This is a genomic window from Flavobacterium sp. xlx-214, assembly GCF_013874595.1.
Lineage (GTDB): Bacteria > Bacteroidota > Bacteroidia > Flavobacteriales > Flavobacteriaceae > Flavobacterium.
This window is the reverse complement of record NZ_CP059431.1, coordinates 2,198,630-2,221,095: the sequence shown is the minus strand read 5'-3', so window position 1 is coordinate 2,221,095 and position 22,466 is coordinate 2,198,630. Positions and strand designations below refer to the sequence as shown.

The following is a 22,466-nucleotide window of genomic DNA, read 5'->3' as shown; positions in this document are numbered from 1 at the left end:
TGTATTGTAATTAGATCATTATTGAATCCAAATTATTAATACTTAATTTCTACATTTAATTGTCTGTTTTCTTTTACAGCCTTTTTATCCATTGCTGTACCAACGGTTACGCCAATTGCTACACCAATAGGTAAACCTAATGCAAATAAACCCGACTTTTTTAAAATTACACCAGCAAGTACTCCTAACGGTATTCCAATAACAGTCATTCCAAGTGCTAACCAAAGCGTTCTGTAATAATTTATTGGAACCAACTTTAAGTCTTTTTCTATTAACCTTAAAATTACGGTTTGTTTTTTCTTTATTACTTTTCTTAGATCGCTAGTAGTTAAAGAATTAGAGGTGTTAATTTCTTGAACCTCGCTATTGATTGTCTGAATAATTGAATCAGGCAACTCTCTTTTTCTTAATTCACTTAAAAGAATATCAAACTGATCATAAATCTGATTTAATCTGATATCGCTTGCTAAATTTTTTACTTCTCTTAATTTAATAATCGTCATCATTAATCTTCTTCTACCATTTCATGGTTGTTAGAATATTTGCGCCATCTATCAATTGCTTCTAACATATCCGTTGGTATTTCGGTATCAAAACGCATAAATTCTTTTTTTATAGGATGCATAAAACCTAATGTTTTAGCATGCAAAGCTTGGCGTGGCAATACTTTAAAGGTGTTTTCTACAAATTGTTTGTATTTTGTAAAAGTGGTTCCTTTTAAAATTTTCTCGCCACCGTAACGTTCATCATTAAACAACGTATGCCCAATAGATTTCATGTGAACACGTATTTGATGCGTACGACCTGTTTCTAATTTACAAGAAACCAAGGTAACATATCCTAAACGTTCTATAACTTTATAATGAGTAACCGCATATTTTGCACCTGTTGTATCATCAGGAAAAGAAGCCATTTGCATACGATCTACTTTATGACGACCAATATAACTTTCTATAGTACCTTCGTTTTCTTCTACATTACCCCAAACCAAAGCAATGTACTCACGCTCTGATGTTTTTTCAGCAAATTGCTTTTGCAATTCAGTCATTGTCCAATCTGTTTTGGCAATAACTAATAAACCCGATGTATCCTTATCAATTCTATGAACCAAGCCAGGACGCTCTGAACTATTTAAAGGTAAATTTTCAAAATGATACGCCAAAGCATTCACTAATGTACCTGTGTAATTTCCATGACCTGGATGCACTACCAAACCAGCAGGTTTATTTACAACCAACAAATCATCATCTTCATACACAATATCCAACGGAATATTTTCTGGAATGATGATGTTTTCAAACGGAGGTTGCTCCATTAATACTCGAACCACATCGTTTGCTTTTACTTTGTGATTTGATTTTACAGGAACTTCGTTTACAAAAATATTTCCGTTTTCTGCCGCCTTTTGAATTTTATTACGAGTAGCGTTTTCAACCAAGTTCATTAAAAATTTATCTACACGCAAAGGCGCTTGGCCTTTACCTGCTTCAAATCTGTAATGTTCAAATAACTCGTCTTCTATTAAATTAATATCTTCTGTCATTCTTAAAAAATTGAATCGATTGCTGGCGCTGTATCTTCATACATTTCACCTAACGAATCCGGCTCTGGCTTATATCCTAACATGCCATCACCTAAAATAAAGTCGATTTTAGAATTCTTAAGTACTTTATCACCTGCACGTAAAATTCTTCCATCTTGTTCAATACGTAAAACTACATCTTTTGCAAAATCTGGCTCGTATTTGGTTTGTCCTTTTACCAAACCTAACGATTCTAAAATAGCAACAGAATGGCGCAACGTTCTACCATCTAAATTTGGTAAACGAACCGACGAATATCCTTTTGCATTGATTTTTACATAAATAGTACGCCCTTGTTTTACAGCATCATTAGCTTTAGGATCTTGCGATGAAATGGTTAATGGTGGGAATTTTGGATCAAAATCAACGGTATCAATAATTACAATTTCAAAACCGTTTTCAGCCACTAAATCCATTGCTTTTTCAGCCTTCATTTTTTTAAGATCTGGCACCGGAATTTCATCACCATGACGTGTGTAAATACTTAAAAACTGCAAGCTACCAAATATTAAAATGGCAACAATTACAAATGCGCCTATTAAAGAAAATATAAATTGTTTACTTTTTAAGAAAGATCCTAAACCCATAGAGTTATTTATTTTAGCAAAGTTATCAATTATGTTACGTGTATTTTTATAAATTTGTTTTAGAATAAAAATAATTCTTACAAAAATAAAATATAAAAATACATTATTAAATGAAAAACGTAGCAATTATTATGGGAGGATATTCTAGCGAGTATAAAATATCCTTAAAAAGCGGCGAAGTTGTTTATAATCATTTAGATACATCAAAATACAATTTACATAAAATTCATATTTTAACAGAAGGTTGGTTTTATGTAGATGCCCAAAACAATAAATTTCCGATTGATAAAAACGATTTTTCTGTTGAAGTGAATGGTCAAAAAATAACTTTTGATGTTGTTTTTAACGCTATTCATGGCACACCAGGCGAAGATGGATTGATTCAAGCGTACTTAAAATTGCTTAATATTCCACAAACTTCGTGTAATTACTATCAATCAGCGTTAACTTTTAACAAGCGCGATATGCTATCAGTTTTAAAACCTTATGGCATAAAAACGGCTATTTCATACTATTTAAATAAAGGCGATGTTATTTTAGAAGATCAAATTATACAACGTGTGGGCTTGCCTTGTTTTGTAAAACCTAACAAATCGGGTTCTAGTTTTGGAATTTCAATGGTAAAAGAAGCCAATCAACTGCAAATAGCTATCGATAAAGCGTATGCCGAAGACGATGAAATTATTATTGAAAGTTATTTAAAAGGAACAGAGGTTTCGGTTGGAGTTATCAAATTTAAAGCTGAAACCATTGTTTTACCTATTACGGAAATAGTTTCTGAAAACGAATTCTTTGATTACGAAGCTAAATATGAAGGAAAATCGAGCGAGATTACACCTGCAAGAATTTCAGATGAAGAAAAAGCTAAAATTGAAGATGTTGCAAAACGTATTTATACGATTTTAAAAATGGATGGTTTTTCACGTTCAGAATTCATTTTGGTTGGCAACGAACCTTTTTTATTAGAAATGAACACAGTTCCAGGTTTAACTGCCGAAAGTATTTTACCACAACAGGCTCGTGAAGCAGGAATTTCTTTAAACGAATTGTTTGACAACGCTATTGAATTAGCTTTAACTCGTGAACATTTTTAATGAAAAAAGCTGTTTTCCCAGGATCTTTTGACCCAATTACCAACGGGCATGTTGATGTTATTAAACGTGCCTTGCCTTTATTTGATGAAATTATTATTGCTATTGGTACTAATACTGATAAAAAATACATGTTTTCATTAGAAGAACGCATGCAGTTTATAAGAGAAACTTTTGCTGATGAACCTAAAGTTATTGTAGAAAATTACCAAGGCTTAACGATTGATTATTGCAAAGAAAAAGGAGCCGATTTTCTTTTAAGAGGATTACGCAACCCAGCCGATTTTGAATTTGAAAAAGCCATTGCACACGCCAACAGATTAGTATCGGGAATTGAAACCGTGTTTTTATTAACTGCTGTAGATACTTCTTTCATTAGTTCAAGTATTGTACGTGATTTTATCCGCAATAATGGCGATTATAGCTTGTTGGTACCACCTGCTGTGAAGAAATAAACAAGTTTATCAATGTCGTAATTAATAAAAAAAGAAATCAAGAGTAAATTTATGTATAAAATAACATTAAGTAATCCAAAACATGCTTAAGAAAAATTATAAGCTTCTCCTTTTTGTTATTTTGTTAATTATATCGATACCGTTTGAATCACTATTTGTAATTCAAAATCCTGGATGGAATACAATTATACCCGCAACTGATTTTTTAGAGATTTTAGTTTTTTTCTTAATTTTAATTATAGTAATCATTTATTCACTTATTAAGAATAGAATAACAGCCTTTAAATTATTCGTTTTTCATTTTATTTGTTGCATTCCATTAGTTTTATATGCAAGATTCAATCATTTATTAAGACATCTATATTCGAACTATACTAATGATCCTACAGAATTAAGTCATTATTTAGGCATAGTAGCTTATACATCAATCCTACTATTCCTTATTGGTCAAATATTCTTCATTCTTCTTTTAAAAAGAAGAAAGCCATAAAAAAAAGCGATGATTTAAAATCATCGCTTTTTCCCCATTACAAAACCTAAATAAGCCATAGGGATATAAGCAAGTACTAAATCGGTAACATTAAACCACATTGGTGCAGGTAATTGTACAACCATAGAAATGCCGCCTAATAAAAACAAAAAGCCAACTGTAAAAGCATTGACCATTGTTTTAGATTTAGATAGCTTTGTTGCCAAAAAAGCGCCTACTAAAGTTCCTAAAGCATGTGCTAAAAAAGGAAATAAAAAATACTGAGGTTCAAATAGATGCATTCCTGCAGTTAAACCTTCTGTTGTAGTATTATCAACACCGGCTGGTAAAGGAAATATTTTACCACTAATCATAATAAGCCCCATGTTTACCATTGACCCAACTAGTAAGCCAGCAATAACAGCTGCTATTTCTCTTAAAATTTTCATATTACTTTTTTGCTAATTTATCATTGCATTTTTGAATGAATTTTGATTTTTCTTTGTGAAATTCTTCTAACTTTTCATCTAATTCAAAATCAGTAATACCTTCTAGTTCTGTATAAGTATAGAAATTAAATTGTATGTTTTCTTTGATATGATTTAAGTGAAAAGTATATTCATCTAACAAATAATCAATTTCTTCACGCAGTTCCTTTCCAAACTCTTTCATTGTTTTTAATTCTTCTAAAATTTGCTCTACTGCTTCTTCGGTTTCAGTAAAACTATAATTTGTGTAGATTGGAGCTAATTTCTTAAAATCGGTATTTGAATGTAAACTTTCTAATGTTTTTATCGAACCAAAATCAAAGGAAGAATATTCTTTCAAAATAAATTCATATTGAATAATGTGATTGATAAATTGAACATAAGTTGCTTTTATTTCAACATTGTCTGCTTTTATATCATTAAAGTGTTGTAACATTACAAAAACATCGTTGTAAAATCCAACTACATCATCTTCAATGATTTCTTGTGTGTAATTCTCTATAAAAACAGCAACAAATTCTTTAATATTGCTTAAATCCTCATTCATAATTAAATATTTTATGTAAATATATTTCGAATATTTTTATATTTGAAAACAATCTTTAAAAATTAGTTATGAAAACAATTTATGAATTGGATTTGCATGAAAGTACCGTTGTAAAAACCATTATACCTGAATATGAAAATCGTTTAAAGCAAATTATTTTTTACAGAGTAACGCGTATTGCTGGCGGTTGGCTTTACAAAAAAATTGGAGTTGATTTTCCTGAGGTTTTTGTACCTTATAGTGACGAATTTAAAAGTAGAAAAGAAGTTGAATAAAAAAACGATGGCTTAATACCATCGTTTTTTATTTTTTTTAGAAGAATCTGATTTTCTTGATTTTTGATTATTGTTTGATTTTTTTCTAAAATCTTTTTTTGCGTGTTCACTTGGTTCACGCCAAGGAAAAGGATTGTCTTTAACAATTTTAACCTGAGTTTTCATTAACTTTTCAATATCTTGAAAATAGGTTTTCTCATCACGACCAACAAAAGAAATAGACAAACCTTCTAAACCAGCGCGACCCGTTCTTCCAATTCTGTGAATATATACTTCTGGAATGTTAGGAATATCATAATTTATTACAAAAGGCAATTGTTGAATATCTATTCCACGCGAAGCAACATCGGTAGCAACTAAAAAATCTAATTCTTTTTCTTTAAACCTATTTAATGTTTGTAAACGCGCACTTTGAGATTTATCTCCATGAATAGCATCTGCTTTGTAGCCCTCTTTTTGTAAAAATTCTGCAACATTATCTGCACCATGTTTGGTTCTTGTAAAAATTAATACATTGTTTAGTTTTTCATTTTCTACAATATGTTTCAATAGCTTTTTCTTGTCTTCTTTTTCTACTTGGTACATTTTCTGAGTTACATTTTCTGCTGCACTAGAAATAGGATCAACAGAAACATAAGCTGCATTGCTTAAAAATTCATCGGCTAATTCACGAACGCCCATTGGCATTGTAGCAGAAAACATTAATGTTTGGCGGTTGCTAGGAGTAAGTTTGATGATTTTGCGTACATCATTAATAAAACCCATATCTAACATTAAATCGGCTTCATCAATAACTAATTGATGCATTGCATCAATATTAATTTTATTTTGTTTGTACAAATCTAAAAATCTACCTGGTGTAGCAACTAATACATCAACACCTTCTTTTAAAGCGCTAATTTGAGGCATTAAATCAACTCCACCATAAATAACATAAGTCTTAATTTGAGTGTATTTACTTAAATCTTCAAAGTTTTTTGCAATTTGAACTGCTAATTCTCTTGTTGGAGTAAGAATAACTGTTCTAATTTGTTTTCGCTTTTTACCAGAGCCTACAATTCTGTGAATGTGGTTAATAATAGGTATGGCAAAAGCCGCTGTTTTACCAGTACCTGTTTGCGCACAACCAACCAAGTCGTTTCCTTTTAACAAAATAGGCATTGCTTTTTCCTGAATAGGCGTTGCTTCTTGATAACCTAAATCTGCTATAGCTTCAAAAACGTTATTGTTTAAATCAAATTCGTTGAATTTCATGTAGAAAAAATTTAAACAAAATTACATCTTTAATTTCTTTATTTCGGCATTTTCTAATATCTTACAACAAATTTATTTTTCTTTTATGAAACAATTTATACTATCTGTAAGTTTATTTATTGCAACATATTCTTGGGCTCAAACAAATCCAAAAGTTGATTTTACCACAGCAAATGCTTCCATAAAATTTGATATTGCGGAGCATATGATTATTGGCGAAGTTACCTATCAATTTAATGTAAATGAAACTACCGATAGTATTAAAATTGATGCTAGAGACATGATGATTCAAGGAGTAAAGTTAAACGGACAAACTCCTAAATATCATTACGATAAAAAGAAAATTGCTTTTACACAAGGTTATAAAACGGGAGAAAACTCGGTAACTATTCAGTATAAAACCAATCCTAAACAAGCATTGTATTATGTAGGTTCTGGAACCGATTTGCAAATTTGGACGCAAGGGCAAGGAAAATATACCAGCCATTGGTTGCCTAGTTTTGATGATTACAATGAGAAAGTAATTTTTAATACTAAAGTTACTTTTGATACTGGTTATGATGTAATTAGTAATGGTGTTTTAGACAATAAATCGGTTGTTGGTAAGCAAACAACATGGTCTTATAAAATGACACAACCTATGAGTTCTTATTTGGTTATGATGGCAATAGGTAAGTTTGAAAAGAAAATAGAAAAATCGGCATCAGGTATTTCAATCGAGAATTATATTCGTCCAATTGATGCTTCAAAATACACTACTACTTATCAGCATACCAAAAAGATGTTCGATTTTTTAGAGCAACAAACAGGTTTTGCTTATCCATGGAAAATTTATCGTAATATTCCTGTAGAAGATTTTATGTATGGCGGAATGGAAAACACTACATCAACTATTTATAGTAGCGATTATGTGGTAGATGCTATTGGTGTGAACGACCGTGATTTTGTAAATGTAAATGCTCATGAAATGGCGCATCAATGGTTTGGAGATTTAGTTACAGCTAAAACCGCTAAAGATCATTGGTTACAAGAAGGGTTTGCAACTTATTATGCCTTGTTGGCTGAAAGAGAGGTGTATGGAGTAGATGCTTTTTATTGGCAGTTATATGAAATGGCAGAATTAATTACAAAAGATGCCAAAGAGAATAAAAACACAGCTGTTTTTAGCGAAAAGGCAACTACAACTACTTATTATCAAAAAGGAGCTTGGATGTTGTTTTATTTATCGTCTCAAATTGGCGAAACAAATTTTAATACAATTGTAAAAAACTATTTAAACAAATATGCTTTTAAAAACGCTTCAACTCAAGATTTTTTGAATGAGGTTGTAGCTGTTGTACCTAATTTCAATGTTTCTAATTACAAACAAAATTGGTTAGAAAATAAATCATTTAATACCAAAGATGCATTGTTTTTAATAGAAAATTCGCCTATCGTTAAATCGTATTTTGAAGTTTTGGCGTTTCAAGGTAAATCGTTTGATTTAAAAAAAGATACTTTTCTTAAACTTTTAAAAGATGATAAAACGCCAACTGAAACCAAACGTGAGATTGTTTTGCAGTTACATGATGTTCCTTATGATCAAGCAAAAGAGTTGTATCAGGTTGTAGCACAGTCAAGCAATGTTAAAGTGCGTCAGGCTTTAGTACAGATAATTAGTGAAATCCCTTCTGATTTTAAAGCAAGTTACGCTGGTTTTCTAAACGATTCATCATATATTACAAGAGAAATTGTACTAAAAAATCTATGGTTACAAGACGAAGCAGGACGTGCAGCATTACTTGATAAAACAAATACTTGGAAAGGTTTTAACGATTATAATCTTAGAATTACCTGGTTGATGTTTGCTTTATCAACCGAAAACTATCACAATGATAAAAAAGCGCATTGGTATTCTGAATTAGAGAATTTTGCTTACAATAAATACAATAGTAATTTACGTACCAATGCAATAAATGCCATGTGGTTTTTAAATAAATACGACAGTAATACATTGCCACACTTGGTAAACGCGTTGGTGCATCATAACAGTCGATTCCAAAAATTTGGTAAAGATGCTATTATTCGTTTATGCGAAAAGAAAGAGTTTAGAGAGTATTTCACTAAGCTTATTCCTTATTTACCGCAAGACGAACACGATGCTTTAAAAAAGTTAATGGAGAGTATTTAAAAAAAACGTCGGAAGAAATCTTCCGACGTTTTTTTATTTTGTAATATACAATTCAAAAACTAAATTGGTATTTGGTGGAATTGGTCCAGAACCTGTTTCACCATACCCTAAGTGTGATGGAATAAAGATATATGCTTTATCGCCGATTTTTAATTGCTCAATTCCTTCTATAAAACCTGGAATTAAACCTGTTTTTGTACCAGCTACAAACGGAATTGGAGTATATCCGTTCATTGCTTTACGTTGTTCATTTAATACATTGTATTTTGTAGCAACCTCTTCTAAGCTTGTATCAAACAAACGCCCGTCTTCAAAATAACCTGCATATCCAACATTAATATTAGTACCTTCTTTAGGTTTTTCGCCAGTACCTTTTTCAAAAATATAATACATTAAACCTGAAGATAATTTTGTAGCTTTAGCTTTAGCATCTGCAAATTTAGCAGTGGTTTCAGTTAAAGTACCTTCCATAGCTTTAGAAGCTTCTTCTTGTTTCTTTTGATTTTCTTCTTGTTTTTCTTTAAAAACTTTAGGTGCATCAAAAGCTTTTGCTTTTTCTCCTGAGCGAATAATTTTGATGTTTTCTATTTTATCGCCTTGAGCTATTTTGTTAACCACATCTTGTCCTTCAATAACGTGTCCAAAAACACTATGCATACCATCTAAATGAGGTGTTGGAACATGTGTAATGAAAAATTGTGATCCATTTGTTGCAGGTCCCGCGTTGGCCATTGACAAAACACCTGGTTTATCGTGCTTTAAATCTGGTTGAAATTCATCAGCAAAAGAATATCCTGGACCACCTTCACCTGTACCTGTAGGATCGCCACCTTGAATCATAAAATCAGCTATAACACGGTGAAACAATAGGCCATCGTAAAAAGGCTTGTCTTTGAATTTTGCTTCAGCATACGGGTTGTTTCCTTCTGCTAAACTAACAAAATTAGCAACTGTTAAAGGTGCTTTTTCAAATTCTAATTGCGCAACAATTTTTCCTTTATTGGTTGTAATTTCTGCATACATTCCTTCTGGTAAATTAGATTCTTCTTTTTTACACGATACAAAAATGGTAGCAGCTAATACAGCCATTGCTAAAATTTTCTTCATTATAATTATGTATTTAAGGTTTAAGTTCTACGTAAAAAACTAAATTTGAATTTGCTGGTATTGGACCTCTTTCCATGCTTCCGTACCCTAATTCTGATGGAATAAAAATATAGGCTTTATTTCCTTTGTTAAGTTGCAATAAACCCTCCGTCATTCCTTGAATAAAGCCGCCTTTTTCACCAAACTTATAGTTAAGTGGTTGATAAGCATTGGCAGCTTTGCGTTGTTCATTTAAAATGCCATGAGTTGTAGCTAAGCTTTCAATACCGGTATCAAATAATTTACCATTTGCTAAATAACCTGCATAATCAAATAGTATTTCTTCTCCGTTTGTAATCTTTACATCTGCACCTTTTTCTAAAACATACACTTTAACACCAGAAGGCAATGCAGTTGCTTTAGCAGCATAACCATCTAATACTTTTTTTGTTTCTACAGCTAAAGCTTCGGCTTTTTTCTTTTTTTCTTCTTCAACTTTTTTTAATTTTTCAGTTGTTTCAGAAAATACTTTTGCCCCATTAAATTTCTTAGCATCCTTTCCTATGCGAATAATTTCTACTTTTTCAATAACATCGTCTTGTTGAATTGCATTAACAATGTCTTGTCCTATAATTACTTTTCCAAAAACGGTATGACGCCCATCTAAATGAGGTGTAGGAACGTGTGTGATGAAAAATTGAGATCCGTTTGTTGCTGGTCCACGATTTGCCATTGATAAGATACCTGGCGTATCGTGTTTTAAATCAGCAACAATTTCGTCTTGAAATAAATACCCCGGTTCTCCTGATCCATCTCCTTTAGGATCACCACCTTGAATCATAAAATCGGCTATTACTCTGTGAAATTTTAAACCATTATAGAAAGGTTTTCCTTTGTATTCTGTTTTTACTTGTGGATGATTACCTTCTGCTAAAGCAACAAAATTAGCTACTGTTAAAGGTGTTTTATCATAAAAAAGTTGTGTGGTAATGGTGCCTTTTTTGGTTACAAAATTAGCATATAAACCATCTGGAAGTTTGGTTTGCGCAAACATTTGCGTTGTAATTAACGCAAAAAGAAAAAGTAGTTTTTTCATTTTATTCGGGTTTAATATCATTTAAAGTTACTTTACATATAAGAGGTACATTTACCCCAATTTTTTCTTTATCGCCAAGATATCCGTAAGCCATGTGTGATGGAAAGATAAAAGAAATGGTCTCGCCTTTGTGCATTAATTTTACAGCATGACGTAAACCTACCATGATTTCTTGCTTATCTACCGCATAAATTTTAGGTGTGGTTTCTTCTTTGGTATAAATTAAATTTTGTTGAATATCGTAAATTTCAAAGTCAATTTTTATGATATCTCCTTTTTTAGGCATAAGCGAATCAATAGTGTTGGCAACATGGTATTTGTACCAAAAACCTAAATCACTTTGATAATATTTAGAAGCTGTATCTTTTTTAATGAAATCTTGAATGATTTTTTCTTCATCTTTTACAATACTCTTATTTCTTTGAACCGATTCTTTAATAAAAGTACCTGAACTATAAGAAACTGGTTTTCTAGCTTCGGGTTGTTTACATGCTATTAAAACAGCAAATAAACTTAAACAAGCAACTGTTTTTTTCATTGTTATTGTTTGTTTATATCGTTTAACACTTTTTCAAAATAAGCAATGGTGTCATTTAAAGACGTAAATGATTTACCACCTGCCGCATTAATATGACCACCACCGTTAAAATAGGTACGTGCAAATTCGTTTACATCAAAATTTCCTTCAGAACGAAAAGATATCTTAACAATTCCTTCGTCTCTGTTTTCAATAAAAATAGCAGCAAAATTTATTCCTTTAATAGAAAGTCCGTAATTTACAATGCCCTCCGTATCTCCTTTTTGATAATTAAAGTCATACAAATCGCGTTGAGATAATGATGTATAGGCAGTTTGATGTTGTGGTAAAACTTTTAGCTTTTGTAATGCTCTACCTAACAATTGCAAACGATTGTAAGAATTAGTATTGAATAATTTGCTGTGTACATACGGATTATCAACGCCTAAATCAATTAAATTAGCTACAACTCGGTGCGTATCACCTGTTGTTTTTAAAAATTTGAAAGAGCCAGAATCGGTTACAATTCCTGTGTATATACATGTTGCACTGTCTTTATCAATAAACTGATCTAGTTGCAATTGTTGTAAAAAACGATATAAAAGTTCACAAGTAGATCCAAAACTGGTATCAGAGACCGTAATTTTAGCATATTGATCAGGCATTTGATGATGATCAATTAGCACAAAATCATTAGATAATGTGCTTAAAAAGCTTCCCATTACATCTCCTGTTCTATGCAAAGCATTGAAATCTAATGTAAAAATCACGTCACTTTCTTTTAAAAAAGTTTCACAAGGAAGAGGTGTACGTTCAAATATTTCAACTTCGTTAGCACTAGGTAACCAAGCTATAAAGTCAGGGAAATCATTGGGAGAAATCACCTTAACGGTATGGTTTAATTTCTTTAAAACATGATATAAGGCTAAAGATGAGCCAAGGGCATCTCCATCTGGATTGCGGTGTGGTATTATTGAAATTTGTTTTGGCGTTTGTAATAAATTAGTTAAAAACGCAACTTCGTTTGTATTCATCATGTTGCGAAAATACGTAAAATAGTTTTTCAGATAGCAGAAAAATAATTTAAAAGCTATTTTAAAAAAGTAATCATTAAAGTAAATGAAACTTTTTATTTTAAAATAATCATTTGAACTTAAAAGAGCTTATTTATTTAAAAAGTTATTGACCGCTTTTTGTTGAAGTAAAAAACCATGAAATTACACTACAAAATACTTTATTGTGAAAACCTTGTGAAAGTTTACTCAATAAAAAAACGTACTAATCTTTAAATCAGTACGTTAATTTAATGTTTTAGCTTAAAAAGTGGAGCCACTGGTACAAAATTCGAACTCTTTATTATCTGATTTGAGGAAAATTTCTTTGTGGAAATGATCTCGACAAATAATTAGAGTTTAAATTTCATCAGAAGTTCCTTGCAAGTTAACGATAAGTTTTTGAAGTAACCTTTAATTACGATTGTGTTTTCATGATACTTCTAACTAAAGAAAACGCAAAACTAAATTTGTATATGAAAATACAATTTACTTTACCCGCTAACGGTATTTAACGAGAGTTCAACCAAACATTGATAATACTTTTAAAGTTACTTGAAAGTGTTGTAGCTTAATAATTATTATTTATTTTTACCAGAAAGTCTTTAGTGTTCTAGGGGCTTTCTGATGATTATAAAACTCCTTTTGAATATTGTTAAAATTTATAATTATTTAATAAAAGTCTAACATTTTCTAAATTCCATAATTTGTAATGCAACCATCATTTTATCCATCAGTACAGCAAAGGTAAACTATACGAATCAGCCAAAAAAACATCTGCTTTGAAAATCAGCGAACAGAAAAACAACCTGAAATATTACGGAAACAAATGTAACCTTATGACAAAATTCTTTTAGACTGTTATGATTTGTTCATTTCTAAAAAAATATAAACATATATTTCCACCAACCTATCTGCAAGTGAAATTGAAAATTTTTATGGTAAATGGGTACGCTCAAGATTAAGAGAGTTATGCAATTTAATTGCTTTTAATAATACTGTGATGGATAAACGAAAGTAAGAGGTTTAATTTAATAACTTAGTTTACAATTCAAAAAATTATTCAAGCTAATGACTGAAAAATCTTTTTAAATTTAGATAAATTATTAAATACTGAATCATGATAAAAGTATATTTAGATTGAAACGTTATGTCAGTAATGAAAAACAATTAATTTACTTGCTGTTTAAAAATTATCCAAATGATCTCAAGAAACATTCTAATAAAAAAAAGGAAGTGTCGTCCAAAAATAAATTCTAAGTATTGCAACTAAAAAAACTTCACTTTTACTAAAACAAATTGTTTTTCGGTTAAGACGTTTTATATGAGTACGGAGTGTTAAATTAAATCTTTCAATATGATTTGTTCCAAACCTATTGGTTTTGTGAAGTTTTTTTGTAATCATTGACCTGTAGTTTTTTAATTTATCAGTAAAGATTGCTAACGGATTTACATTTAGTAATCTTTTAATCACTGGTTTTAATGTTAAATTGCTTCGGCTTCCTACGTTAAAACTTACTATTTTCTTCGATTCACGCTCAAAAGCATAAACAACCCAAATTCGTTTATTTTTTTGATTAACAAAAGTGCACAACTCATCCACTTCATAGGTTTTTTGATTTTCTAATTCAGGTTCCACAATACAATTAGAAATTTTAATAATACGTTTTAACAAGGTATTAGTTGATATTTTTAAAATTCGAGAGATACTTCTTATTCCTAAACCTTCCTTAACAAAAACGATTATCTTTGCATTTGTTTCTTTTAAATAAGCTGAATACTGATAATTTTGAACTTGTGTTTTGCTACAATTTTTACATTTAAATCGTTGCTTTTTTGCCTTTGAAAAGCCATACTTTACAACTTTTCCATTGCATAAACTACAATTTTTAACACTATCAACACTTTTGATACACGAGGTGAACTTTTGCTCCATTTTTATTAGTTTTTAGGCTGTTAAATTAATAAAGGCGTACTAATAGTACACCTTTATTACATAATTAATTTTCGCTTTTAACTAAATATCAACTATTTACATTTTACATTTAAAAATCAACACATTTGAGACATTACCAAAATTTCTTCTGTATATTTTAATAGAATTTCACCAGCCTTTGTCAATTTTATTTTAGTTCCATTTCGCTCGAACAACTTAATGTTAAAATTTAATTCAATTTCTTTAATATGTTTTGTAACAGCTGGTTGTGTTATATTTAATTCATTTGCTGCTTTCGTGAAATTCAATCGTTTAGCAACCGTGTCAAAAACTTTTAATCTAAAATCGAACATAAAAAATCATTGAATTAAACTTATATTTTTTTGTCATACCAAATATAAAATCATCTATCAAAACCATAACGTTTTAAGCGCTCTTCTTTTTTACCTAGTACAATATTTTTAATCATTTCAGAAGCTATGCAACTAAATGTAATACCATTGCCCCCATAACCTAAGGCAAACAACATTTTATCGTATGTTTTATATGCTCCAATATAAGGCAATCCATCTTTCGTAGAGCTAAATGTTCCGCACCATGTCATTTCTGGTTTAAAAGCTATATTGGGATAGAGTCTTTTAAATTTTCTTTGCAAAGTCTCGGTTTTCTCCCTCATTAAAAGATCTCGTTTAATAGGGTTTTCAAACATAACATCCTCACCTCCAACAATCATGCGGTTGTCCATAGTTGTTCTCATATACAAATAAGGATTATCTGTATTCCATAACAAACTTTGATTAGGCCAAAGTTGATCTTTATGTACAGGCTCAGAAATCATTGCATAGGTAGATTCTAGCTTCATTATCTTTTTTGGTAAAAAAGTACCCGCCTCAAATCCTGCAGCAATGATTACGTATTTGCATTTAATTTTACAACCATTTGAAGTTCTTAGCTCATACCCTTCTGCTGTAGGAATGGTAACATTTATCAAGGTATGCGAAAACATTTGTAAATTGCTATTTTCCATATGATACTTAAAAATGTCGACTGCTAATTTGTAGGCATCAATTTGAGCTGATGTTTGATTAACTAAAGCATACTTACCTTTTATGTGTTGATATTGAAATAACTCATCAGCTAGTAATTGATCAACAGGTAAATCAAACTTTCTACGTGCCTGAAACTCCTTTTCTAGCATTTCTTGCCCAAGCTTATTAGTTGTGTAGTACACTGTAGGAACTTTAAGATACCCTGCGTTAATGTTAATACTTTTTACTACTTGTTGAATTTCATCGATAGCTAGTAATGAATCTTTATAAGCAGCCACTGCATGTTCTTGACCTACTTTTTTAATTAATTTGTGTAAAGGTACATCTACCTCATATTGCAACTGCGCAGTACTTGCAGCTGTGCTACCTGTAGCAATAGATCTTTTATCTACAACAGTACATGAAATACCGGCATTACATAACTGATGCGTTACCAAAGCACCTGTTATGCCAGAGCCTATGATAACCACATCGGTTTTATGATTCTTTTCTAAAGGATTGAAATAATTGTATAATGAATTTTTTACAATCCAATAAGGTAAACCTGAATAGAGATCCATACTTTTTTATTTGCAAATAATATCATTATAAAGCGGGTATATCTTGCTAGTTTTTATTTCTCATTTTAGAAAAAATCCAGATTAAAAGAGCAATCACAATAAAAACTAGGAAAAATGCCCACCACATACCTGCTTTAAAAATAGTTTCGATAGCACTACACCCTGTTAGCAAAAAAGTTACTACTATAAAACTAAAACACATTACATATTTTTTCATAATATATTTATTTTTCTTTTCTTAAAATTAAGAATAAAAAATGAAATAAATAGCGCATTTTATCATGAAGTGAAGGTTTAACTATTTAATTTTCACTATTCGCCAATACTATTTCGAAATCTGTACAGATAAAATTTACAACATTCCAAATTTCCCAGCCTTAAAGTCTTCAAAAGCTTGCTGTAGTTGCTCTTGTGTATTCATTACAAAAGGTCCGTAATGTGCGATAGGTTCATTAAGTGGTGCTCCACTCATCACCAAAACTATAGTATCATCACCCATTGAGGTCAACTCGAAATCTTCACCTTTATCATTCTCAAACATTGCAAAAGTATCTTTCCCCAAAACTTCTGTATCATTAACTTTCACACTTCCATTAATTACTAAAATTGCGGTATTGTAATTATTAGGGAAAGAAATATCAGTTTTCACACCATTTTGCAGATACACATTGTACATATTTATAGGCGAATAGGTTGTTGCAATGCCCTTCTCACCTTTGTATTCACCTGCAATGACATTTATAAAACTCGTTTTATCATCAAGTGGTATTCTCGTCATTTTATCAAATAACAAATCTTGATAATGCGGTTGAGTTTCTCGATCTTTTGCTGGTAAATTCATCCAAATTTGAACCATTTGAAATGTCCCACCTTGTTTTGCCCACTCTTCTTCATGATACTCTTGATGCAATATTCCTGAGCCTGCGGTCATCCATTGTACATCGCCTTCACCAATTACACCATGGTTTCCGCGACTATCTTTGTGTGCAATTTTGCCTTGATAAGCCAAGGTTACCGTTTCAAATCCTTTATGCGGATGAGCCCCAACACCACGAGGAAATTCTGCAGCATCGAAATGAATATCTGCATTATAGCCTAAAGCAAAGAACGGATCCATACGACGTCTTGCAATTTCGCCACCTATAAATGAAGTTGTGTAAAAAGCATCCCCAACCCAATTGAATGAACCTGGATGCATTATTTTTTCTATATTTCTTGTAGTCATATCTATTTAATTTTTTATTTATATAAATTTTGAACTGCTTCCTGAATTGATGGAAATTTAAAATGATATCCAGCATTCTGAATTTTGTTAGACACCAAATGTTGTCCATTAAAAGGCATGATATCTTCAGTTTTATTCAAATGCAATTCATTGGAAATTGCTTTGTAAATATCTTGTTGAGAAGCTGGTACTGGCGCAACCGAATTGTAAACCCCATCTAGTTTATGCTGAACTGCAAATGCAAAAATGCCTGCCATATCTTCCACGTGATTCCAAGGAACAGAATTATGGCCTTCTTGAAAAATAATTGTCGGATTATTTTTTACAAGCGATTCATAAATTGGAAAAATTCCAGATTCGTTTCCTAAAACCAAAGAAACACGAATTTTTGAGACATGCTTTGCTGTACCATCTTCCTTAAAACGATCGGCGGCTTTTTCCCAATCTTCCGATAAATCTGCTGCAAATCCAATTCCTTTTTTTCCGTTTTCATCAATTTCAAATGTATTATCTTGATATCCGTAATAACCGATAGCAGAAGCTGACACGAAAGCTGTTATTTTTTGTTGGCGTTTTTTTAATTCATCTCTCAAAAAATCTGAAGCCCCAATTCTGCTTTCATAAACCATTTTTTTTCGTTCTTCTGTTAAAGGTGTTCCATCATTTAGTTTAGAACCTGCAAGATGGATAATATAATTAACCCCGTCTAAAGCTTTTGGATCTATTGTTTTGCTATGAACATCCCAAGTAAACTCATTTTCTGCCTTTGGTGACCGTGTTAATAATTTTATGTTATAATCTTTTTCAAGAATTGGAATGATATGTTTTGCAATAAAACTATTTGCACCCGTAATTAAAACTGTTTGTTTCATTTGTACTTTATTTTTTATTTATATTCAAATTTAAAATAAAATAGGTTTACCTTTAGCATCAGTTTACTCAAGGTAACTACTAACTTAAAGGTAAGCAGTATGATGAAAAAGGCATTATCAGATCCACCACTTTGCACGATGAATCTTCTTGCAATGAATGATACACTTGACATTTTGGGAGGAAAATGGAAGCTTCTAATTCTACATTATTTGATCTCACGCGAAGGAATAACCAACACTTTTAAGAAGATAGAACGCGATATTGATGGGATTTCAGCAAAAATGCTGTCGAAAGAATTAAAAGATTTAGAAACAAATAAAATGGTACAGCGTGAAGTACAAAACACAAAGCCTGTTACTGTTGCCTATTCTATTACAAATTATGGTAAAACGACCAAAGAAATTATTGATGTTTTGGTTGATTGGGGAAAAAGTCATAGGATGAAAATGATTGATAAAGGCTAATATATTCTATATGAATCACTATTATAAATTGATAAAAAAGCACTATACATAATAACTAAACTTTTGTTGTGCGCGGAGTAAATTAGATGAAAGCCCTTGGAACGGAACTGAAGGAAGCTTAATAAGTACTATGGATTTTTTGAAGAGGAGTTTTAAGATTTATTAATAGTAATTTTACCATTACTGTTTTTTATGTTTTAACTTGTCTTTTTTGATGGTTTTACACCGCTTTTCGATAAAATGAAATACAAGTTACCTTATCTGTAAAAGTTAATTCATCAAAGTAAGTTTATCTTTGATAAGATAGCTTTTGGCAAATCTCTTTGTCCACAAATGTGCAACGTAATTAAATTTTCAACTTTACAGCTATAACATTTTCAATAATATTTTTTAGGTTCGAATAATGTTCGCTTGTTATATAAATCTTCTTATAATTCTTGTAGTTTACCTTTTTTTAACAACTACTTAAAGTACCATAATGTACACAAAGCATGTTACATTTGAAATATAAATTAGTAGAAACTAGACTAATTTTTTAGTATTACCAAAGCTTTTGTAGAAGTAATAATTGCATTAGATAATACAAATAAGAAAATCATTCTGTAGAATACATCTTTTATGAGGCATCATAATTTATAACAAAAACAAAGTAAGAAAAATACACTTAAGCTTTATATTCTCGAGAATTTACAGTGTACTGCTAACATCTTCTTTTATTTGATTGTGAATTAAAAACTGACTTTGCTTGTCATGTGCATATCTAGGATCAGGCAAAAACGGCATTTTAGCCATTTTCTCGATGGTTAAAGTTGGAAAATGGTAATCGACCTCTACCCTACCTAAAAGTAAATAACAGCCACCGCCTTGAAAAGGGTATTTTTCAAGACAGTCTGGGAAATGAGTGGTATCAAAATAATCACCGTTGGCATCAATCCAGGTTCCAAAATACATGGTACCCCTCTTGGTAGGCACTTGTTTTCGGGCTATTAAATAAGCCATCATTTTTACTTGTTGCTTGTGGTGTTTTTCTAGACATGCAACCTTTACATTTCCTCGGTATTTAGTTTGTAGTAAATCAAAAGGGCTGCATGATACCGGAAAACCCAATAGTTCAATTTCATCATACGCATCTTCAAGTAATGATCTATTTAAAACAGGTAATTGATACTCTTTAACAGGTTCTTGTAAAAGCATAGGCATTCTGTATTCAGATTTAAACCTACAAAGCAACAAACGCGCTTGCACCAACAATTCGTTCTTGCCTTTTCCTGTAAAGCGAAAAGCACCCATAAAAATAAGCGATTGTACCGTTTCAATTCCAATAGGAATGCGGTTAATAAAGTCTTCCAATGACGTATAAACGCCCTTAGCCGTACGCTCGTTTACAATACAATCAATTGTTTTAGTGTCTAAACTTTGTATGAGCATCAAACCTAAAAACACTTCAGTACCTGCAAGTGTTGTTTCACCAAAACTGGTATTTACACAAGGATTTAAAACAGTAGCTCCCGATTTTTTAGCTTCGTGTATGTATACCTCTGTACGGTAAAAACCGCCGTTGTTATTAATAACAGCCACCATAAATTCAAGAGGAAAATGCACCTTTAAATAAAGACTTTGGTAGCTTTCTACAGCATAAGAAGCAGAGTGTGCTTTGCAAAAAGAGTAGCCTGCAAAAGATTCAATTTGGCGATACACTTCTTTGCTCAATGCTTCTGGATGCCCTTTAGCTACACATGATTCAAAAAAATGCTCCTTTACCTTTTGCAAAGCAGCTAACGATCTTCCTTTACCGCTCATAGCTCTTCGCAACACATCCCCATCAGCAGCAGACAAGCCACCAAAATGCATGGCTATTTTAATAACATCCTCCTGATACACCATAATGCCGTAAGTGTCTCCTAGATGTTGTTCAAAAACAGGATGAAAATATTCAAACTGATTGGGATGGTTATGCCTAAAAATATATTCCTTCATCATACCCGATTGCGCAACTCCGGGTCGGATAATAGACGAAGCCGCCACCAATGTTTGGTAATTATCGCATTTCAACCTGCGTAAAAGTCCTCTCATAGCAGGAGATTCAATATAAAAGCAACCAATGGTATGCCCTTTACTTAGATGCACATTGCAATTGATTTCATTTTTAGAAAGCTGTGTATTGCGAATATCTATTTCTATGCCCCTGTTTTTTTTAATGAGCTTCACCGCATCGTTGATGCTTCCAATTCCCCTTTGACTTAAGATATCAAACTTTTCAAAACCAATATCTTCTGCTACATGCATATCAAATTGTACAATAGGAAACCCTTTAGGAGGCATTTCTAATGCCGTAAAATACGTAATAGGCTCTTCCGAAATAATAATACCACACGCATGCATGCTGCGTTGGTTAGGGTATTTTTCAAGTAGTTTACCGTATTTATGAATAAGCTGTACCACAGAGCTATCATCGTGTTTGGCTACAGGATTCTTAGCCAAAGTATCTAATTCTTCCTTTGGCAAACCAAATACCTTACCCAGTTCTCTAAAAATGGAACGGTATTTAAATTCCACATTTGTACCGCAAAAAGCCACATGCTCTTTACCGTATCGGCTAAATATATATTTTAAAATAACATCGCGGTCTTGCCAAGACCAATCAATATCAAAATCGGGAGGTGTTTTACGATTTAAGTTTAAAAAACGTTCAAAATACAAATCCAATTCCAACGGACAAATATCTGTAATTCCCAAGCAATAAGCCACAATGCTATTGGCACCACTACCCCTACCAATGTGCATAAAACCTTGACTATTGCTATATCTAATAATATCCCAGGTAATAAGAAAATAGCCACAAAAATCAAGCTCGTGAATTACCTTTAACTCTTTTTCAATACGTTGCAACGCTTGCTTGTTAGTAATAGGATATCTTTTCTGTATACCCTTATAAGCCAATTTAGCCAATAATTTTTTGTCTTTATCTCTATCACCCGTAAAGTGCTTTTTGTTTTTAGGCGTACCCAATTCCACTTCAAACAAACACTGACTCAATATCTTATGAGTATTTTCAATGAGCTGCGGATAATTTTGGTACATTTTCAAAAGCTGTTGTAACGGAATCATCCGTTCACCTTCCCTGCAATAATTGTTAGGATTTAATTTAGTTAAGATTTCATTGCGATCAATAGCCCTTAAAATTCGGTGTAAATTATGTTCTGTTTTAGAACTAACCGTTACAGGAAACCATACCACACATTTAGACAAGCGCTTCCTTTTTTCCAAACGAAACAATGCATTTATTTGGTGTGGTTGAATACCGATGCATTCATTTTCTTGCAACAATTCAGGTGCCTTATCAAGCGGATATATAGTAAACACATGCTCAAAAGCGGGTGCTACACAAGGCAGTGCTGCACCTTCACAATTATGAGCAGTAAGCAATTGGTTGATTTCTTTTAGTCCTTTCCTGTTTTTAGCCAAGCAAATGTAAAGCAGCTCCCCATTATTGCGTAGTTCCATACCCACAACAGGACGAATACCCGCCATTTTGCACGCCTTTATAAAATCATAACAGCCCGTAATGGTATTAATATCGGTAAGAGCCAATGTATGTACACCACAAGCCACTGCCTGTTGCACCAATGTTTCTACTGCAATTGTACCATAACGTAAACTATGATAAGAATGACAATTTAAATACATAAG

Annotated in this window: 21 protein-coding genes and 1 pseudogene; 5 read left to right on the top strand and 17 right to left on the bottom strand. The window is 31.7% G+C overall.

Annotated elements, in window-relative coordinates; translation table 11 throughout:
- Window positions 1–35 precede the first annotated feature (35 nt).
- The 3 genes from H1R17_RS10365 to H1R17_RS10355 are packed head-to-tail and all read right to left on the bottom strand — an operon-like array spanning window position 36 to window position 2,169.
- A complete protein-coding gene (locus H1R17_RS10365; protein ID WP_220458655.1) occupies window positions 36–506 on the bottom strand; it encodes a hypothetical protein in 471 nt (156 codons plus the stop codon).
- The gene (locus tag H1R17_RS10360; protein WP_163431023.1) at window positions 506–1,543 is read right to left on the bottom strand and encodes an RluA family pseudouridine synthase; all 1,038 of its coding nucleotides are present in this window, start codon (window positions 1,541–1,543) and stop codon (window positions 506–508) included. The genes H1R17_RS10365 and H1R17_RS10360 overlap by 1 nt, the downstream gene beginning before the upstream one ends.
- A gap of 2 nt (window positions 1,544–1,545) precedes the next feature.
- On the bottom strand, window positions 1,546–2,169 hold the full coding sequence (locus H1R17_RS10355) for a PASTA domain-containing protein (protein WP_163431022.1): 624 nt from the start codon (window positions 2,167–2,169) through the stop codon (window positions 1,546–1,548).
- A gap of 110 nt (window positions 2,170–2,279) precedes the next feature.
- On the opposite strand from H1R17_RS10355, the gene H1R17_RS10350 reads away from it, so the two are divergent.
- Together H1R17_RS10350 and coaD are read left to right on the top strand one after the other, a co-directional pair.
- A complete protein-coding gene (locus tag H1R17_RS10350) occupies window positions 2,280–3,263 on the top strand; it encodes a D-alanine--D-alanine ligase (protein ID WP_163431021.1) in 984 nt (327 codons plus the stop codon).
- Complete coding sequence (gene coaD / locus H1R17_RS10345) at window positions 3,263–3,715, top strand: pantetheine-phosphate adenylyltransferase (RefSeq protein ID WP_163431020.1); 453 nt, start codon at window positions 3,263–3,265, stop codon at window positions 3,713–3,715. The genes H1R17_RS10350 and coaD overlap by 1 nt, the downstream gene beginning before the upstream one ends.
- A 510-nt stretch (window positions 3,716–4,225) precedes the next feature.
- Here the strand turns inward: coaD and H1R17_RS10340 are convergent.
- Together H1R17_RS10340 and H1R17_RS10335 are read right to left on the bottom strand one after the other, a co-directional pair.
- The gene (locus H1R17_RS10340; RefSeq protein ID WP_163431019.1) at window positions 4,226–4,633 is read right to left on the bottom strand and encodes a hypothetical protein; all 408 of its coding nucleotides are present in this window, start codon (window positions 4,631–4,633) and stop codon (window positions 4,226–4,228) included.
- A gap of 1 nt (window position 4,634) precedes the next feature.
- Window positions 4,635–5,219, bottom strand: coding sequence for a hypothetical protein (locus H1R17_RS10335; RefSeq protein WP_163431018.1), 585 nt, complete (start codon window positions 5,217–5,219; stop codon window positions 4,635–4,637).
- A 68-nt stretch (window positions 5,220–5,287) separates the two neighbouring features.
- Between H1R17_RS10335 and H1R17_RS10330 the strand changes: the two genes are divergently transcribed.
- A complete protein-coding gene (locus H1R17_RS10330) occupies window positions 5,288–5,494 on the top strand; it encodes a hypothetical protein (protein ID WP_163431017.1) in 207 nt (68 codons plus the stop codon).
- A gap of 12 nt (window positions 5,495–5,506) precedes the next feature.
- On the opposite strand, the gene H1R17_RS10325 is transcribed toward H1R17_RS10330, so the two are convergent.
- A complete protein-coding gene (locus tag H1R17_RS10325) occupies window positions 5,507–6,748 on the bottom strand; it encodes a DEAD/DEAH box helicase (protein ID WP_163431016.1) in 1,242 nt (413 codons plus the stop codon).
- 85 nt (window positions 6,749–6,833) lie between these two features.
- Here H1R17_RS10325 and H1R17_RS10320 point away from each other — a divergent pair, with 85 nt between their 5' ends.
- Entirely contained in the window at window positions 6,834–8,918 is a 2,085-nt protein-coding gene (locus H1R17_RS10320) for a M1 family metallopeptidase (RefSeq protein WP_163431015.1), read from the top strand.
- Between the two features lie 33 nt (window positions 8,919–8,951).
- On the opposite strand, the gene H1R17_RS10315 is transcribed toward H1R17_RS10320, so the two are convergent.
- From H1R17_RS10315 to H1R17_RS10270, 10 genes and pseudogenes are all read right to left on the bottom strand, one after another.
- Window positions 8,952–10,025, bottom strand: a complete 1,074-nt coding sequence (locus H1R17_RS10315) for a peptidylprolyl isomerase (protein WP_163431014.1) — start codon at window positions 10,023–10,025, stop codon at window positions 8,952–8,954.
- A gap of 13 nt (window positions 10,026–10,038) precedes the next feature.
- Entirely contained in the window at window positions 10,039–11,100 is a 1,062-nt protein-coding gene (locus tag H1R17_RS10310; RefSeq protein ID WP_163431013.1) for a peptidylprolyl isomerase, read from the bottom strand.
- A gap of 1 nt (window position 11,101) precedes the next feature.
- The gene (gldI, locus tag H1R17_RS10305; RefSeq protein WP_163431012.1) at window positions 11,102–11,638 is read right to left on the bottom strand and encodes a gliding motility-associated peptidyl-prolyl isomerase GldI; all 537 of its coding nucleotides are present in this window, start codon (window positions 11,636–11,638) and stop codon (window positions 11,102–11,104) included.
- Between the two features lie 2 nt (window positions 11,639–11,640).
- The gene (locus tag H1R17_RS10300) at window positions 11,641–12,654 is read right to left on the bottom strand and encodes a bifunctional oligoribonuclease/PAP phosphatase NrnA (RefSeq protein WP_163431011.1); all 1,014 of its coding nucleotides are present in this window, start codon (window positions 12,652–12,654) and stop codon (window positions 11,641–11,643) included.
- A gap of 1,234 nt (window positions 12,655–13,888) precedes the next feature.
- Entirely contained in the window at window positions 13,889–14,605 is a 717-nt protein-coding gene (locus H1R17_RS10295; RefSeq protein ID WP_220458654.1) for an IS1 family transposase, read from the bottom strand.
- Between the two features lie 140 nt (window positions 14,606–14,745).
- Window positions 14,746–14,958, bottom strand: a pseudogene (locus H1R17_RS10290) (LysR family transcriptional regulator); the annotation flags it as partial.
- Window positions 14,959–15,008: 50 nt separating this feature from the next.
- A complete protein-coding gene (locus tag H1R17_RS10285; protein ID WP_163431009.1) occupies window positions 15,009–16,214 on the bottom strand; it encodes an FAD-binding oxidoreductase in 1,206 nt (401 codons plus the stop codon).
- Window positions 16,215–16,260: 46 nt separating this feature from the next.
- Window positions 16,261–16,431, bottom strand: a complete 171-nt coding sequence (locus H1R17_RS10280; RefSeq protein WP_163431008.1) for a lipoprotein — start codon at window positions 16,429–16,431, stop codon at window positions 16,261–16,263.
- 135 nt (window positions 16,432–16,566) lie between these two features.
- On the bottom strand, window positions 16,567–17,439 hold the full coding sequence (locus H1R17_RS10275) for a pirin family protein (RefSeq protein ID WP_163431007.1): 873 nt from the start codon (window positions 17,437–17,439) through the stop codon (window positions 16,567–16,569).
- Window positions 17,440–17,453: 14 nt separating this feature from the next.
- The gene (locus H1R17_RS10270; protein WP_163431006.1) at window positions 17,454–18,311 is read right to left on the bottom strand and encodes an NAD-dependent epimerase/dehydratase family protein; all 858 of its coding nucleotides are present in this window, start codon (window positions 18,309–18,311) and stop codon (window positions 17,454–17,456) included.
- A gap of 153 nt (window positions 18,312–18,464) precedes the next feature.
- Here H1R17_RS10270 and H1R17_RS10265 point away from each other — a divergent pair, with 153 nt between their 5' ends.
- Window positions 18,465–18,776, top strand: coding sequence for a helix-turn-helix domain-containing protein (locus H1R17_RS10265; protein WP_255489024.1), 312 nt, complete (start codon window positions 18,465–18,467; stop codon window positions 18,774–18,776).
- A 687-nt stretch (window positions 18,777–19,463) separates the two neighbouring features.
- On the opposite strand, the gene H1R17_RS10260 is transcribed toward H1R17_RS10265, so the two are convergent.
- Window positions 19,464–22,463, bottom strand: coding sequence for a DNA polymerase III subunit alpha (locus H1R17_RS10260; RefSeq protein ID WP_163431004.1), 3,000 nt, complete (start codon window positions 22,461–22,463; stop codon window positions 19,464–19,466).
- Window positions 22,464–22,466: the final 3 nt, after the last annotated feature.

Excerpts from the sequence above, each read along its gene's own strand:
- H1R17_RS10365 (WP_220458655.1), bottom strand. The coding sequence starts at position 506 with ATGATGACGATTATTAAATTAAGAGAAGTAAAAAATTTAGCAAGCGAT.
- H1R17_RS10360 (WP_163431023.1), bottom strand. The coding sequence starts at position 1,543 with ATGACAGAAGATATTAATTTAATAGAAGACGAGTTATTTGAACATTAC.
- H1R17_RS10355 (WP_163431022.1), bottom strand. The coding sequence starts at position 2,169 with ATGGGTTTAGGATCTTTCTTAAAAAGTAAACAATTTATATTTTCTTTA.
- H1R17_RS10350 (WP_163431021.1), top strand. The coding sequence starts at position 2,280 with ATGAAAAACGTAGCAATTATTATGGGAGGATATTCTAGCGAGTATAAA.
- coaD (WP_163431020.1), top strand. The coding sequence starts at position 3,263 with ATGAAAAAAGCTGTTTTCCCAGGATCTTTTGACCCAATTACCAACGGG.
- H1R17_RS10340 (WP_163431019.1), bottom strand. The coding sequence starts at position 4,633 with ATGAAAATTTTAAGAGAAATAGCAGCTGTTATTGCTGGCTTACTAGTT.
- H1R17_RS10335 (WP_163431018.1), bottom strand. The coding sequence starts at position 5,219 with ATGAATGAGGATTTAAGCAATATTAAAGAATTTGTTGCTGTTTTTATA.
- H1R17_RS10330 (WP_163431017.1), top strand. The coding sequence starts at position 5,288 with ATGAAAACAATTTATGAATTGGATTTGCATGAAAGTACCGTTGTAAAA.
- H1R17_RS10325 (WP_163431016.1), bottom strand. The coding sequence starts at position 6,748 with ATGAAATTCAACGAATTTGATTTAAACAATAACGTTTTTGAAGCTATA.
- H1R17_RS10320 (WP_163431015.1), top strand. The coding sequence starts at position 6,834 with ATGAAACAATTTATACTATCTGTAAGTTTATTTATTGCAACATATTCT.
- H1R17_RS10315 (WP_163431014.1), bottom strand. The coding sequence starts at position 10,025 with ATGAAGAAAATTTTAGCAATGGCTGTATTAGCTGCTACCATTTTTGTA.
- H1R17_RS10310 (WP_163431013.1), bottom strand. The coding sequence starts at position 11,100 with ATGAAAAAACTACTTTTTCTTTTTGCGTTAATTACAACGCAAATGTTT.
- gldI (WP_163431012.1), bottom strand. The coding sequence starts at position 11,638 with ATGAAAAAAACAGTTGCTTGTTTAAGTTTATTTGCTGTTTTAATAGCA.
- H1R17_RS10300 (WP_163431011.1), bottom strand. The coding sequence starts at position 12,654 with ATGATGAATACAAACGAAGTTGCGTTTTTAACTAATTTATTACAAACG.
- H1R17_RS10295 (WP_220458654.1), bottom strand. The coding sequence starts at position 14,605 with ATGGAGCAAAAGTTCACCTCGTGTATCAAAAGTGTTGATAGTGTTAAA.
- H1R17_RS10285 (WP_163431009.1), bottom strand. The coding sequence starts at position 16,214 with ATGGATCTCTATTCAGGTTTACCTTATTGGATTGTAAAAAATTCATTA.
- H1R17_RS10280 (WP_163431008.1), bottom strand. The coding sequence starts at position 16,431 with ATGAAAAAATATGTAATGTGTTTTAGTTTTATAGTAGTAACTTTTTTG.
- H1R17_RS10275 (WP_163431007.1), bottom strand. The coding sequence starts at position 17,439 with ATGACTACAAGAAATATAGAAAAAATAATGCATCCAGGTTCATTCAAT.
- H1R17_RS10270 (WP_163431006.1), bottom strand. The coding sequence starts at position 18,311 with ATGAAACAAACAGTTTTAATTACGGGTGCAAATAGTTTTATTGCAAAA.
- H1R17_RS10265 (WP_255489024.1), top strand. The coding sequence starts at position 18,465 with ATGAATGATACACTTGACATTTTGGGAGGAAAATGGAAGCTTCTAATT.
- H1R17_RS10260 (WP_163431004.1), bottom strand. The coding sequence starts at position 22,463 with ATGTATTTAAATTGTCATTCTTATCATAGTTTACGTTATGGTACAATT.